General features: G+C 62.8%; 8 protein-coding genes and 1 pseudogene. 1 reads left to right on the top strand and 8 read right to left on the bottom strand.

All coding sequences use genetic code 11. From position 1 onward, the window contains the following. Window position 1 precedes the first annotated feature (1 nt). The 8 genes and pseudogenes from BJA_RS18425 to aceE all read right to left on the bottom strand — a co-directional run bounded on the left by BJA_RS18425 (window position 2) and on the right by aceE (window position 13,221). Complete coding sequence (locus tag BJA_RS18425; protein ID WP_011086508.1) at window positions 2-1,324, bottom strand: NAD(P)/FAD-dependent oxidoreductase; 1,323 nt, start codon at window positions 1,322-1,324, stop codon at window positions 2-4. Between the two features lie 48 nt (window positions 1,325-1,372). Continuing rightward, complete coding sequence (locus tag BJA_RS18420) at window positions 1,373-3,649, bottom strand: NADP-dependent malic enzyme (RefSeq protein ID WP_011086507.1); 2,277 nt, start codon at window positions 3,647-3,649, stop codon at window positions 1,373-1,375. 68 nt (window positions 3,650-3,717) lie between these two features. After that, a complete protein-coding gene (phbB, locus tag BJA_RS18415; protein WP_011086506.1) occupies window positions 3,718-4,443 on the bottom strand; it encodes an acetoacetyl-CoA reductase in 726 nt (241 codons plus the stop codon). A 123-nt stretch (window positions 4,444-4,566) separates the two neighbouring features. Further along, window positions 4,567-5,739 (bottom strand): acetyl-CoA C-acetyltransferase, encoded by a 1,173-nt coding sequence (locus BJA_RS18410; RefSeq protein ID WP_011086505.1) that lies wholly within the window; start codon window positions 5,737-5,739, stop codon window positions 4,567-4,569. A 60-nt stretch (window positions 5,740-5,799) separates the two neighbouring features. Continuing rightward, window positions 5,800-7,134 (bottom strand): dicarboxylate/amino acid:cation symporter, encoded by a 1,335-nt coding sequence (locus tag BJA_RS18405; RefSeq protein WP_011086504.1) that lies wholly within the window; start codon window positions 7,132-7,134, stop codon window positions 5,800-5,802. A gap of 45 nt (window positions 7,135-7,179) precedes the next feature. Next, window positions 7,180-8,925 carry a dihydrolipoyl dehydrogenase gene (gene lpdA / locus BJA_RS18400; RefSeq protein ID WP_011086503.1) on the bottom strand — a complete coding sequence of 582 codons (1,746 nt, stop codon included), beginning with the start codon at window positions 8,923-8,925 and terminating at the stop codon, window positions 7,180-7,182. 17 nt (window positions 8,926-8,942) lie between these two features. Beyond that, a complete protein-coding gene (locus BJA_RS18395; RefSeq protein WP_011086502.1) occupies window positions 8,943-10,511 on the bottom strand; it encodes a dihydrolipoyllysine-residue acetyltransferase in 1,569 nt (522 codons plus the stop codon). 23 nt (window positions 10,512-10,534) lie between these two features. Beyond that, a pseudogene (gene aceE / locus BJA_RS18390) lies at window positions 10,535-13,221 on the bottom strand (pyruvate dehydrogenase (acetyl-transferring), homodimeric type). A 603-nt stretch (window positions 13,222-13,824) separates the two neighbouring features. Between aceE and lipA the strand changes: the two are divergent. Beyond that, window positions 13,825-14,793 (top strand): lipoyl synthase, encoded by a 969-nt coding sequence (gene lipA / locus BJA_RS18385; RefSeq protein WP_011086498.1) that lies wholly within the window; start codon window positions 13,825-13,827, stop codon window positions 14,791-14,793. The last annotated feature ends 25 nt before the right edge of the window (window positions 14,794-14,818 follow it).

The following is a 14,818-nucleotide window of genomic DNA, read 5'->3' as shown; positions in this document are numbered from 1 at the left end:
GTCAGTGAAGCTTGACGTGCGGTTCGGTCCGCCGAGTGATCAGGCGGGCCAGCGTGTCAAGCGCTACCTTCACCGAACCATGCAGAGCGTGTTCGTGCATCTTGTACAGCGACAGATACATCATCCGCGCGAACAGCCCCTCGAACACCAGGCTGCCGCCGACCAGCGCGCCCATCATCGATCCGACCGTGCTGAACTCGCCGAGCGACACCAAGGAGCCGAAGTCCCGGTAGCGATAATCCTTGAGAGCCTCGCCGCGCAGATGCCGCGGGATCTGCGAGTAAAGGTGGGACGCCTGCTGATGCGCCGCCTGCGCACGCGGCGGCACGTTGCCCCGGTCGCCCCATGAGCAGGCCGAGCAGTCGCCGATCGCAAAGATGTTATCGTCGCGCGTGGCCTGCAACGTCGGCCGTACGACAAGCTGATTAATGCGGTTGGTTTCGAGGCCTGCGATCTCCTTCAGGGAATCGGGCGCCTTCACGCCAGCAGCCCAGACGATCAGTTCGGCGGGAATCGTTCGCCCGTCTGTCAGGCTCACATGGTCGGAGCCGACTACGGAGACCTTGGCACCCACGAGCACATTAACGCCCAACCTGACGAGCAACTTTTCCGTCTCTTTTGAAACCCGTTCGGGCAGCGCGGGAAGTACCCGGTCCGCGGCTTCGATCAGCGTGATTCTGATGTCCTTCTGCGGATCGACCTGATCTAGTCCGTGGGCCACGACTTCTCGCGTCGTCCGGTGCAGCTCCGCCGCAAGCTCGACACCGGTCGCGCCGGCGCCGATGATCGCGACCTTCAACTGGTGTTCCCCAAGGGGCGAGGATTGGGCATGGGCGCGGATACACGCATTGACCATTCGCTCGTGAAAGCGCTTCGCATCTGCCTGCGATTCCAGCTTGATCGCGTGCTCCGCGACGCCCGGCGTGCCAAAATCGTTGTTCTGGCTGCCGACAGCGATGACGAGGACGTCATAGTCAAAGCTCCGCTTCGGCGTCACCTCACGGCCTTCGGCATCGAGATAGGGGGCCACCAGCACCTGACGGCGCTCCCGGTCGATTCCGATCATCTCCCCGATCCGGTAGCGAAAGCCGTGCCAGTAGGATTGCGCGAGATAGTCGACCTCGTGGGCCGCGATATCCATGCTTCCGGCCGCAATCTCGTGCAGCTTCGGCTTCCACACATGCGTGCGGTTGCGCTCGATCAGCGTGACGTCGAGCCTGCCCTTGCGGCCATATTTGTCGCCGAGACGGGTCGCGAGCTCCAGTCCGCCCGCCCCGCCTCCGACGATCACGACCCGGGGTTTTCCCGCTTGCGCCTCACTCATGATGGCCTCGACCGATCGCGTTCACAGTTCGCCCAATCGGATCTCAGATCAGGCTCTCTCCGACACCGCATCCGCGGCTGCGACGGCGGCCATGTTCACGATGCGACGGACGGTGGAGGACGGCGTGAGAATATGGGCCGGCTTCGCCGCGCCGAGCAGAATGCCGCCGACCGTCAGCCCCTGCCCCGCGGCCATCCGCAGCAGATTGTACGAGATGTTGGCGGCGTCGAGATTGGGCATTACCAGTACGTTCGCAGGCCCTGCGAAGCCGGACTCCGGAAACTCGTGGTCACGCACCGACTGCGAAAGCGCGGCATCTCCACGCATCTCGCCTTCCACCGCGAGGTCGGGCGAGCGCTCCCGAATGATCGTGCGCGCTTCCCGCATCTTGTGCGCTTCCGGGACCGCGGAGCTTCCGAAGCTTGAATGCGACAGCAGCGCCACGCGCGGCGTGATGCCGAACCGCTTAACTTCGGCGGCCGCCAGCAACGCGATGTCAGCAACCTGCTCGGCAGTCGGATTGAGATTGCAGTGCGTGTCGCAGATGAACAGCTGATGCTGCGGGAGAATGAGCATCTGCATCACGGCGAGGGTCCGCACATCGTCCCTCGTCCCGATCACGTTCTTGATCGCGGCCAAGTGATCGGCGGTTCGCCCGATCACCCCGCAAAGCATCGCATCGCCGATCCCCCGCTCGAGCAGGATCGAGGCGAGCACGGTCGCGTTGCTCCTTGTCTCCGACAGCGCAAGGGCCGCCGACACGCCGTCGCGCTTCCTGCGCGCATGATAAACATCGGCGCATTTGGAATAGACCTGCGCATCGTGCGGATCGATGATCTCGCAGTCCTGTCCGGGTCTGAGCCGGAGACCGAAGGCCTTGATGTGCTGTTCGATCGTCGCCGGCCGGCCAAGCAGCAGCGGCTTTGCGATCCGCTCGTCGGCGATGACCTGTGCGGCCCGCAGCACGCGCTCATCCTCGCCCTCCGCCAGAACAAGGGATTTTCCGCTCCCCTTCGCCACCGAAAAGACCGGCTGCATCGCATTGCCGGACTGGTAGACGAATCGGCTCAGCTTCTGCCGATAAGCGTCCATATCGACGATCGGACGCCTGGCAACACCCGTATCGGCAGCCGCCTTAGCTACCGCCGGCGCAATCATCTCGATGAGTCGCGGATCGAACGGCTTTGGAATGAGATAGTTGCGCCCGAAGCGAAGCTCCTCGCCCTTGTAGGCTGTGGCGACCACCTCTGGCACCTCAGCCATAGCCAGGTCCGCCAGCGCGCGCACCGTCGCAAGCTTCATCTCCTCATTGATGGTGGTCGCGCCGCAATCGAGCGCGCCGCGGAAGATGAACGGGAAGCACAGCACATTGTTGATCTGGTTAGGGTAGTCCGAACGTCCCGTGCCGATGATCGCATCGGGGCGGACCGCCAGCGCGTCCTCCGGCATGATCTCCGGAATCGGATTGGCCATCGCGAAGATCAGGGGATCGCGCGTCATCTTCTTGACCATCTCAGGGGTCAGCACCTTGCCGGCCGACAGGCCAAGGAAGATGTCCGCATCCTGAATGATGTCATCTAACTTGCGCGCCTCCGTCTTCACAGCATAGCGCGCCTTGTTATCGTCCATGCTTTCGGCGCGGCCGGCATACACGACGCCCTTGGCATCGGTCACGATGATCCGCTCGCGGCGCAGTCCAAGGCTCACGATCAGATCAAGGCAGGCAAGCGCCGCAGCGCCCGCGCCGGAGCACACCAGCTTGACGTCGGCGATGTCCTTCTTGACCAGCTTCAGTCCATTGAGGATCGCCGCCGCGGCGATGATCGCAGTGCCGTGCTGGTCGTCGTGAAAGACCGGGATCTTCATCCGCTCGCGGAGCTTCTTCTCGATGTAGAAGCATTCCGGCGCCTTGATGTCCTCCAGGTTGATACCGCCAAAGGTCGGCTCCATCCTGGCGATCGTCTCGACCAGCGCATCAGGATTCTCCTCGGCGAGTTCGATGTCGAAGACATCGATCCCCGCGAATTTCTTGAACAGGCACGCCTTGCCTTCCATGACCGGCTTGCCAGCCAATGCGCCGATATTGCCAAGGCCGAGCACGGCGGTGCCGTTGGTGACGACGGCGACGAGGTTACTGCGCGCCGTCAGCACATCTGCTTGCAACGGATCCTCGGCAATGACCAGGCAGGGCTCCGCCACGCCGGGCGAATACGCCAGCGCCAGATCGCGTTGGGTGGCCATCGCCTTGGTCGGCACCACCGAGATCTTTCCCGGCGTCGGCAGGCGATGATATTCGAGTGCGGCTTCCTTCAGGTCCTGGTCCATCGTATCCCTCGACTTGATTCCCTCGTTCGGGAGGCCGATACGCGGCCTCCCTCTGCTCTCAAGCGGCCTCAGATCATGTGCTGGCCGCCATTCGCCGAGATCGTCGATCCCGTGATGAAGCCGGCATCGTCGGAGGCGAGGAACACGACCGTGCGCGCGATCTCGTGTGGTTCGCCGAGGCGACCGACCGGAATCTGGGGCAGGATGTTCTTGGCTACGATCTCCGGATTGATCGCCTTGACCATCTCGGTCGCGATATAGCCGGGGCAGATCGTGTTGACGGTGATGCCGGCGCGAGCCCCTTCCTGAGCCAGCGCCTTCACGAAGCCGATATCACCTGCCTTGGCGGCGGAATAATTGACCTGGCCCATCTGGCCCTTCTGACCATTGATCGAGGAGATGCAAATCACCCGGCCGAACTTGCGCTCGCGCATGCCTTCCCACACTGGCCGCGTCATGTTGAACAGCGAGTTCAAATTGGTGTTGATGACCGCGTACCATTGCTCCGGCGTCATCTTGTGGAACATGCCGTCCTTGGTGATGCCGGCATTGTTGACCAGCACGTCCACCGGACCAAGGTCAGCCTCGACCTGTTTGAGACCCGCGGCACAGGCGTCGTAGTTCGAGACGTCCCATTTGTAGACGTTGATGCCGGTCTGGCTCTTGAACTTCGCAGCCGCCTCGTCGTTACCGGCATAGCTCGCCGCTACCTTGTAGCCGGCCGCCTTGAGCGCGATCGAAATCGCCTCGCCGATACCGCGCGTTCCGCCGGTCACCACCGCAACTCTGGACATGATCTCCTCCTGATCCTGGTCGGTTCAATCTCTATTTGCCGGCGCTCGGCCAGCCGTTGTCGTTCGCGAACGGCGTGGTGCCGTCCGCGATTCTCTCCGGTTCTAAAAACCGGCTTTGCTCTTCTAGCGTTCGACCGTTAGGGCGACACCCATGCCGCCGCCGATGCACAACGTGGCAAGCCCCTTCTTCGCACCCCGCTTCTGCATCTCGAACAGCAGCGTCGTCAGCACGCGGGCGCCGGATGCACCGATCGGATGGCCGATGGCGATGGCGCCGCCGTTCACGTTCACGATCGACGGATCCCAGCCCATGTCCTTGTTGACGGCGATGGCCTGGGCCGCAAAGGCTTCGTTGGCCTCGACGAGGTCGAGATCTTTGACCCTCCAGCCAGCCTTTTCCAGCGCCTTGCGCGAGGCCGGAATCGGCCCCGAACCCATCACCGCCGGATCGACGCCGGCCGTGGCCCACGAGACGATCCTGGCAAGAGGCGCCAGGCCGCGCTTGCTGGCTTCGTCCGCGCTCATCAACACCAGAGCGGCCGCGCCGTCGTTGAGGCCCGAAGCGTTGCCCGCCGTCACCGAACCTTCCTTGTTGAAAGCGGGCTTCAGCTTGGCCAGCGACTCCTGCGTCGTGCCGGGGCGGATATATTCATCCTGGTCGACGACGACGTCGCCCTTCCTGGTCTTGACGGTGACCGGAACGATCTCATCCTTGAACCGGCCGCCCTTCTGCGCATCCTCGGCCTTGTTCTGCGAGCTGGTCGCGAACGCATCCTGCTCCTCGCGGGTGATCTGCCATCTGGCCGCGATGTTCTCTGCCGTGACGCCCATGTGATAGCCGCGGAAGGCGTCCATAAGGCCGTCCTTCAGCATGGAGTCGACGAACTTGACGTCGCCCATCTTGGTGCCGTTCCGCAGATGCGACAGATGCGGCGCCATCGACATGGACTCCATGCCGCCGGCGACGATGATCCTGGCATCACCATTGGCGATCTGCTGCAGCCCAAGCGCGACCGACCGCAGGCCCGAGCCGCAGAGCTGGTTCATGCCCCATGCCGTTTTCTCCTGCGGAATGCCGGCCGCCATCGCGGCCTGCCGCGCGGGGTTCTGCCCCTCACCACCGGATAGCACCTGCCCCAGGATGACTTCATCGACATCCTCGGGCGAGACCTTCGCGCGATCCAGGGCGCCTTTGATTGCGACAGCTCCGAGCTCGTGTGCGGACAGCGCGCCGAACGCCCCGTTGAAGGAACCGACTGGCGTCCGCGCCGCGGAGACAATTACCACATCCGTCATGACCAACTCCCTTGATAGCCCGTGATGTCCGGGCGGTGATCGGTTGGCACCATCGTGCCCTTAGCCCGTCGTTACGGCGACCTCGAGGTCGGTCGGATCGACGTTGCGATCGAGTGCGACGCGCAGCTTCTCGCGGTCGAGCTCACCCTCCCACCAGGCGACGACGACGCAGGCAACGCCATTGCCGCACAGGTTCGTCAGGGCCCGGCACTCGCTCATGAACTTGTCGATGCCGAGCACGATCGCCATGCCGGGAAGCAACTCGGGCCTGACCGCGGCGAGCGTACCGGCAAGCGTGATGAAGCCCGCGCCCGTGATGCCGGAAGCGCCCTTCGACGTCAGCATCGCAACGACGAGGATCGTCATCTGCTCACCGAACGAGAGATCGACGTTCATCGCTTGGGCGATGAAAAGCGTCGCCAGCGTCATGTAGATGTTGGTTCCGTCAAGATTGAACGAGTAGCCGGTCGGCACGACCAGTCCGACGACGGACTTCGAACAACCGAGAATCTCCAGCTTCTCCATCATCTGCGGAAGAGCGCTCTCCGAGGACGACGTGCCGAGCACGATCAGCAGCTCATCCTTGATGTATTTAAGGAACTTGAAGATCGAGAAGCCGGCGATACGGGCGATGATCCCGAGACCAACGACCACGAACAGAAACGCAGTGAGATAGAAAGTCGCGATCAGGCCGGCGAGATTGCCGAGCGCCTGGGGGCCATAGCGACCGATCGTATAGGCCATCGCACCAAAGGCACCGATGGGCGCGACCTTGACCACGATCGAGATGACGCCGAACATCGCGTGGGCGACATCGTCCACGAACGAGCGGACGGTATGAGCCCGCTCGCCGAGCCCCATCAGCGCAAAGCCGAACAGGATGGCGAACAGCAGGACCTGCAGGATCTCACCTTGCGCGAAGGCCCCGACCACCGTGTCCGGGATGATGTGGAGGACGAAGTCCACCGACTTCATCTCGCTCGCCTGTTTCGCATAACCGGCGACGGCCGCAGCATTCGACTGCCCCTGGAAACCCGCTCCCGGACGCAGCACGTTGGCGACGACCAAGCCCAACGCCAGGGCAAAGGTCGAAACGACCTCGAAGTAGACGAGCGCCTTGACCGCGACGCGGCCGACCTTTTTCACTTCGGAAATGTGCGCAATGCCGGAGACGACCGTACAGAAGATGATCGGCGCAATGGCCATCTTGATGAGCTTGACGAACCCGTCGCCCATCGCCTTGATCCAGTCGTTCTTGCCGATATCCGGCCAAAGCCAGCCGACGATGACGCCGAGCACGATCGCCGCGAGAACCTGAACATAGAGGATCCGATAGAACGGCTTCTTCTGCGTCGCAGTCGCCGTTGCAGAGGTCGCAGTGATTGTTGCGGACACTGTGTTTTCTCCCTGATCTCGCTGTGCCTGCGTTAGCAGGCCGCGCTATTTCTTCTTCTGCGGCGGCAGATCGGTGCAGTGGCCCTCAAAGACCTCCGCTGCCATTCCGATGGACTCGCCGAGCGTCGGATGCGGATGAATGGTCTTGCCGATATCGGCCGGCTCACACCCCATTTCGATCGCAAGGCAGACCTCGCTGATCAGATCGCCCGCATGCGTGCCGACGATCCCGCCGCCGATGACGCGATGCGTCGCCGTGTCGAACAACAGCTTTGTGAAACCCTCGTCGCGGCCATTGGCGATGGCGCGGCCGGACGCCGCCCACGGGAAGACCGATTTGCCAAACTTAATGCCCTCGGCCTTGCACTCGTCCTCGGTCTTGCCGGCCCAGGCGACTTCGGGATCGGTATAGGCGACCGACGGGATCTGTCGCGCGTCGAAATAGGATTTTTCGCCATGGGCGACTTCGGCAGCCACATGGCCTTCATGCACGGCCTTGTGCGCCAGCATCGGCTGGCCCACGATGTCGCCGATCGCAAAGATGTGCGCCACGTTGGTACGCATTTGCTTGTCGACGTCAATGAAGCCGCGATCGGTCACCGCGACACCAGCCTTCTCGGCGCCGATCTTCTTGCCGTTCGGGCTTCGGCCGACGGCTACCAGAACGAGGTCATAGACCTGCGACCCGGACGGCGCCTGCTCGCCCTCGAAGCTGACCTCGATTCCGGCCTCGGTCGCCTTCGCGCCGACGGTTTTGGTCTTCAGCATCGCCTTGTCGAAACGCTTCGCGTTCATCTTCTCCCAGACCTTGACCAGGTCACGGTCGGCGCCCTGCATCAGGCCGTCGAGCATTTCGACCACGTCGATGCGCGCGCCAAGCGCCGAATAGACCGTCGCCATCTCGAGCCCGATGATGCCGCCGCCGATCACCAGCATGCGCTTCGGGATCGACTTCAGCAGCAATGCGCCCGTCGAGTCGACGATGCGCGGATCCTCGGGCAGGAACGGCAGCTTCACCGCCTGGCTGCCAGCAGCGATGATCGCCTTGGCGAACTTGATCGTCTTCTTGCCGCCCGCAGTGACCACTTCAAGATGATGCGGATCGAGGAAGGCACCGACGCCGGTCACCACCTCGACCTTGCGGGCCTTGGCCATCCCGGCGAGACCACCGGTCAGCTTCTTGATCACGCCGTCCTTGAACCCGCGCAGCTTGTCGAGGTCGATCTGCGGCGCACCAAACGAGATTCCGTGGTCCGGGAGATGCTTGACCTCATCGACGACGGACGCCGTATGCAGCAACGCCTTGCTTGGAATGCAGCCGACATTGAGACAGACGCCGCCGAGCGTGTCGTAACGCTCAACCAGCACGGTCTTCATGCCGAGATCGGCGGCGCGGAAAGCGGCCGAATAGCCGCCGGGCCCGGCGCCGAGCACCAGCATCTCGCATTCGATATCCGCCTTGCCGGAATGAGATGCCGGGACAGGCGCAGCTGCGGACGACGTAGCGGCAGGCTTTGACGCCGGCGCAGGCGGCGGAGCGGCCGCGGCCCCCGCAGTCTCCAGCACGAGGATGATCGAGCCTTCACTGACCTTGTCGCCAACCCTGACTTTGACCTCCTTGACGATTCCGGCATGCGAGGACGGGATCTCCATCGACGCCTTGTCGGACTCGACCATGATGAGGCTGGTGTCGACCGCCACGGTCTCGCCGGGCTTCACCATGACCTCGATCACCGCGACGTCCTTGAAGTCGCCGATGTCAGGAACCTTCACTTCGATCTGCTGAGCCATGCTGCTCTCCCCCGAACTCAGAACAGCACCCGCCGCAAATCGGCGAGCACGCTGGCGAAGTAGACGTTGAAGCGGGCGGCGGCCGCGCCGTCGATGACCCGGTGATCCCAGGACAGCGATAACGGCAAGGTAAGGCGCGAGGCCCAAGTCTTGCCGTCAGGCGAATGCTGCTTCCAGTATCCCTTGCATACGCCCATGATCGCGACTTCCGGCGCGTTGATGATCGGCGTGAAGTAGATGCCGCCGATGCCGCCGAGCGACGAGATCGAGAAAGTGCCCCCTTGCATCTGGTCCGGCTTGATCTTGCCCTCGCGCGCAAGCTTGGCGAGCGCGTTCATCTCGTTGGCGATCTCCGGCAACGACTTCTTGTCGGCATCGCGGATGACAGGCACCATCAGTCCGTTCGGCGTGTCCGCTGCAAAGCCGATGTGCCAGTAATTCTTGTAGACCAGGGTGTCGCCGTCGAGGCTGGCGTTGAACTCCGGAAACTTTTTCAACGCCGCAACGGCCGCTTTCACCATGAACGGCAGCAGCGAGAGCTTGACGCCGCTCTTCTCCAGCTCCTTGTTCATCTTGACCCGGAACTGCTCGAGTTCGGTGATGTCGGCCTCGTCATGAGTTGTGACGTGCGGAATGACGACCCAGTTGCGATGCAGATTGGCTGCCGAGATCTTCTTGATGCGGCCGAGCTCCTTGCGCTCGACCGGCCCGAACTTCGCGAAATCGATCTTGGGCCAGGGCAGAAGATCGATGCTGCCGACACCGCCTCCGCTCGCCGCCGCAGCCTGCGGCTTGGCGGCGGGCGCACCACCCTTGGCAGAGGCCTCGACGTCCTCACGCACAATCCGGCCGTGATTGCCCGAGCCCTTGATCTTGCCGAGATCGACGCCCATCTCGCGCGCCAACTTGCGCACCGCCGGACCGGCATAGGCCAGCGCGAAGGCTTGTTCGTCGACCCCGGCGGCTTGCACCGCCAATGCCGCGGCTGTCGCCTGTGATGCGGGTGCCAGTGCGGGCGCGGCAGCGTTCGCCGCAGCGGATGCGTCACCGGTCGCGAGCACGAGGATAATCGCGCCCTCGCTGACCTTGTCACCCGTCTTCACCTTGATCTCGCGCACCGTACCCGAGAGCGGAGCCGGCACTTCCATCGTTGCCTTGTCCGATTCGAGCGCAATCAGCGGATCCTCCGCCTTGACGCTATCGCCGGGCTTCACGAAGATTTCGATGACCGGCACGTCCTTGAAGTCACCAATGTCGGGGACGCGTACCTCGGCCACACCGGCCGGCGCGCTGACCGGCGACGGCGGCGCACTGACGACCGGGCGCGTTTCGGCCTGCTCGGCGCCCGCGCCCTCGAATTGCACGATCACCGCACCTTCGCTTACCTTGTCGCCAACCTTGACGACCACGGACTTCACCACGCCATCGCGCGGTGACGGCACTTCCATGGTCGCCTTGTCGGACTCGAGCGCGACCAGCGGGTCCTCGGCCTTTACCTTGTCGCCCGGCTTGACGAAGACCTCGATCACCGGGACGTCCTTGAAGTCGCCGATATCGGGAACCTTGATGTCGATCAGCCCACTCATTGCTCTGCCCTCGGCTCCCAGCCTCACACGGTCCACGGCGCGGCGCGCCCGGCATCGATTTGATATTTGGCGATGGCCTCGGCCACGACCGCGGGCTTGATCGCTCCCTCATCGGCGAGCGCCTTGAGGGCGGCGACCGCGACGTAGTGCCGGTCGACCTCGAAGAATTTGCGCAGCTTCACGCGATAGTCGCTACGGCCGAACCCGTCGGTGCCGAGCACGACGTAGCGGTGCCCCGCCGCCTGTACATATTCCCGGATCTGGTCGGGGTAGTTGCGCATATAATCGGTGGACGCCACGACCGGCCCCGGATGTCCCTTGAGCTGCGATTCAACCCAGCTCTCGCGACGTGGCTCGGTCGGATGCAGCAGGTTCCAGCGCTCCGCCGCCATGCCATCGCGACGCAGCTCGTTGAAGCTGGTTGCGCTCCAGACGTCCGCGGCCACGCCGAAGTCTGCCTTGAGCAGATGGGCGGCCGCGATCACCTCGCGCAGGATCGTGCCCGACCCGACTAGCTGGACGCGGAGGCCCTTCTTCGCGGTCTCGCCTCCGTTTTTCAGGAGATAGAGTCCCTTGAGAATCCCCTCCTCCGCCCCTTCGCCTGCATCGGCCAGCGCTGGATGCGGATAGTTCTCGTTCATCAGAGTGAGGTAGTAGTAGACGTCCTCCTGCGCCTCATACATGCGGCGCATGCCTTCGCGCACGATGGTCACGACTTCATAGGCGAAGGTCGGATCGTAGGAGATGCAGTTCGGGATCGTGGCCGCGAGCACGTGGCTGTGGCCGTCCTCGTGCTGCAAGCCTTCGCCGTTTAGCGTAGTTCGGCCGGCCGTGCCGCCGAGTAGGAAGCCGCGTGCGCGCATGTCGCCTGCAAGCCAGGCGAGATCGCCGACACGCTGCAGGCCAAACATCGAGTAGTAGATGTAGAACGGGATCATCGGCACGTTGTTCGTCGAGTAAGACGTTGCCGCGACAATCCAACTCGACATCGCACCGCCTTCGTTGATGCCCTCCTGGAATACCTGCCCGCTCTTGTCTTCGCGGTAGTACATCAGCTGGTCGGCATCCTGCGGCCTGTAGAGCTGGCCGACTGACGAATAGATGCCGAGTTGCCGGAACATGCCCTCCATGCCAAAGGTGCGAGATTCGTCCGGCACGATCGGCACGATGTGCTTGCCGATCACCTTGTCGCGCACAAGGGTGCCGAGCAACTGCACGAAGGCCATCGTCGTCGAGATCTCGCGGTCGCCGGTATTTTCGAGCAAGCGCTGGAACGTCGAGAGCGGTGGAATTTGCAAGGACGCGGATTTCCGCCGGCGTTGCGGCAGGTAGCCGCCGAGCTTTTCACGCTGCGCCCGGAAATACTTCATTTCCGGACTATCTTCCGGCAGCCGGAGGAAAGGCACCTTGGCAAGGTCCGCGTCGGCGACCGGCACCTGGAAGCGATCACGAAAGCCACGCAGCGCGTCCTGCGTCATCTTCTTCGCCTGATGGGCGATCATCTGGCCTTCGCCGGATTCGCCCATGCCGTACCCCTTGACGGTTTTCGGCAGAATGACCGTTGGCTGGCCCTTGTGGTTTACGGCGGCGGTGTAGGCGGCGAAGACCTTCTCGGGATCATGGCCGCCGCGCGCGAGCTGCCAGATCTCGTCGTCGCTCATATCAGATACGAGTTGCTTCGTTTCCTCGTACTTGCCGAAGAAGTGTTCGCGAATGTAGGCGCCGCTCTTGCTTTTGAAGTCCTGGTATTCGCCGTCGACGCATTCTTCCATGAGCCTGAGCAGCCGCCCGCTCTTGTCCTTTTCCAGCAGGCGGTCCCACCCGGAGCCCATAGCACCTTGATGACGTTCCAGCCCGCACCGCGGAATACGCTTTCGAGCTCCTGAACGATCTTGCCGTTGCCCCGAACGGGTCCGTCGAGCCGCTGCAGGTTGCAGTTGATGACGAAGATCAGATTGTCGAGGTTCTCGCGGCCGGCGAGTGAGATGGCGCCGAGCGATTCCGGCTCGTCGGTTTCGCCGTCGCCCATGAACGCCCAGACCTTCCGGTTGGACGTCTCGGCCAGCTTGCGGTTCTCGAGATATTTCAGGAACCGCGCCTGATAGATCGCCATCAGCGGCCCCAGGCCCATCGACACCGTCGGGAACTGCCAGAAATCCGGCATCAGCCAAGGATGCGGATAACTCGACAACCCCTTGCCGCTCGTCTCCTGCCGGAAGCTGAGAAGTTGCTCCTCGCTCAACCGCCCCTCGAGAAAGGCGCGCGCGTAGATGCCGGGCGAACAATGTCCCTGAACGAAAATCAGATCGCCGCCATGGGCATCGGTCGGCGCGTGCCAGAAATGGCCGAAGCCGATGTCGTAGAGCGTCGCAGCGGACTGGAAGCTCGCGATGTGGCCGCCGAGCTCCGAACTTTCCTTGTTGGCGCGCAGAATAATCGCCAGCGCATTCCAGCGGATGATGGAGCGAAGCTTGTGCTCGATCGCGCGGTCGCCCGGCAGCGCAGGTTGCTGATCCGGCTGGATTGTATTGCAATAAGGCGTCGTCAGCGACTGTTCGATCTGAAGGCCGCTGTGTCGCGCCGCATCGAGCATCGCATTGACGACGAACTCGGCGCGTTCATTGCCGCGGTGCCCGCGGACCGCCGACAGGGCATCAAGCCATTCCCGGGTTTCCTGCGGGTCCTGATCGTGAGCGTCCGCGATCGTCATTACCTTCTCCATTGCATGCCAAGCCGAAGTCGAGCGCCAAGGTTCATTGCGGCCCGCGTTCATGCGGACGCGCGCAATGCCGAACGGTCGATATCCCGGTCGCTTTAGGTCGTGAGTTGAATGTTGGCTGGCATCTGAACGTCCCCTCGCACGGTTTATTTTAGAGCTGTCGCTTCTTTTGACAGATCATTAAGCAGCATTCATGCCAGCCCACGGAAAGTACGGTATTCCCAGCGATGTCGTTCAATTTGCTTGGTTTTACCGGATTGCTGATTGCTCCCGCGACGGCGTTCAGGCCGGATCCGTCTGAAGCTCCGGAAAACCGGCCAGAGCGACCGCCCGAAATATCGGACCGACCTGACGGAAGGTTCCGAATGCCAGGCGATGCCGTCACCCGGCCCGCGGGGACTGGAGCATCCGCAAGTGAGAACAACGCGATTACAAATCAGGTTGACGCGTGTCATCGCGATAACTGAATGTCAGCGACCAAGCGCGCGAGACTCCATTGTTGGCACGCGATTGCTTGCGCAAGTCGAGACGTATCATGCAGTTTGAGCGAAGCCGCCGGCATGTTTGGCTCTGGCACATCACAGGGATGGGTGCATGAAAGTGATACTTGATCTCCTCAACAACGATCCGCGCACGACGCAGCGGACCGAAAGGCCGCGCCATCCCGAAAAGGCCAACCGCCCGGACACACCGATGGAAAGCAGGCCCGCATGGATCCGCGTGAAAGCCCCCGGCTCCGCCCAATGGACTGAGACGCAACGTATCGTGCGCGAAAACAAGCTCGTGACCGTCTGCGAGGAAGCCAGCTGCCCCAACATCGGCGAGTGCTGGGCGAAGAAGCACGCGACCTTCATGATCATGGGTGACACCTGCACGCGCGCCTGCGCGTTCTGCAACGTGCGCACCGGCCTGCCCGGCCCGCTCGATGCCGACGAGCCCGGCAAGGTCGCCGACGCCGTGGCCAAGCTCGGGCTCGAGCACGTGGTCGTGACATCGGTCGATCGCGACGACCTCGCCGACGGCGGCGCCGCCCATTTCGCAGCCACAATTGCGGCGATCCGCGCAATGAGCCCGGCAACGTCAATCGAAATCCTCACGCCTGATTTCCTGCGCAAGCACGGCGCGCTCGAAACGGTCGTTGCGGCAAGGCCAGACGTGCTCAATCACAATCTGGAAACGGTGCCGTCAAAATATCTCGCGGTACGCCCAGGTGCCCGCTATTTCCATTCGGTGCGACTTCTGCAACGCGCGAAGGAGCTCGACCCGCGCATCTTCACCAAATCGGGAATCATGGTCGGCCTCGGCGAGGATCGTAGCGAGGTGCTGCAGTTGATGGACGATCTGCGTTCCGCCGACGTCGACTTCCTGACCATCGGCCAGTATCTCCAGCCGACGCGCAAGCACCATGCCGTGATGCGCTTCGTGCCCCCTGATGAATTCGAGGCCTATGAGAAGACCGCCTATGCCAAGGGATTTCTCATGGTCTCGGCCACGCCACTGACGCGATCCTCACACCACGCCGGTGACGACTTCCGCAAGCTGCGCGAGCGCCGACGCGCGTAGCTACCTCTGCGACTGGATCGCGCTA

The organism is Bradyrhizobium diazoefficiens USDA 110 (assembly GCF_000011365.1).
GTDB classification, from domain to species: domain Bacteria; phylum Pseudomonadota; class Alphaproteobacteria; order Rhizobiales; family Xanthobacteraceae; genus Bradyrhizobium; species Bradyrhizobium diazoefficiens.
Note: the sequence above shows the minus strand (reverse complement) of the source record. Positions and strands in the feature narration are given on the sequence as shown.

Bases quoted from the DNA above. Each gene is read 5' to 3' on its own strand.
- BJA_RS18425 (WP_011086508.1), bottom strand. From the start codon at position 1,324: ATGAGTGAGGCGCAAGCGGGAAAACCCCGGGTCGTGATCGTCGGAGGC.
- BJA_RS18420 (WP_011086507.1), bottom strand. From the start codon at position 3,649: ATGGACCAGGACCTGAAGGAAGCCGCACTCGAATATCATCGCCTGCCG.
- phbB (WP_011086506.1), bottom strand. From the start codon at position 4,443: ATGTCCAGAGTTGCGGTGGTGACCGGCGGAACGCGCGGTATCGGCGAG.
- BJA_RS18410 (WP_011086505.1), bottom strand. From the start codon at position 5,739: ATGACGGATGTGGTAATTGTCTCCGCGGCGCGGACGCCAGTCGGTTCC.
- lpdA (WP_011086503.1), bottom strand. From the start codon at position 8,925: ATGGCTCAGCAGATCGAAGTGAAGGTTCCTGACATCGGCGACTTCAAG.
- BJA_RS18395 (WP_011086502.1), bottom strand. From the start codon at position 10,511: ATGAGTGGGCTGATCGACATCAAGGTTCCCGATATCGGCGACTTCAAG.
- lipA (WP_011086498.1), top strand. From the start codon at position 13,825: ATGAAAGTGATACTTGATCTCCTCAACAACGATCCGCGCACGACGCAG.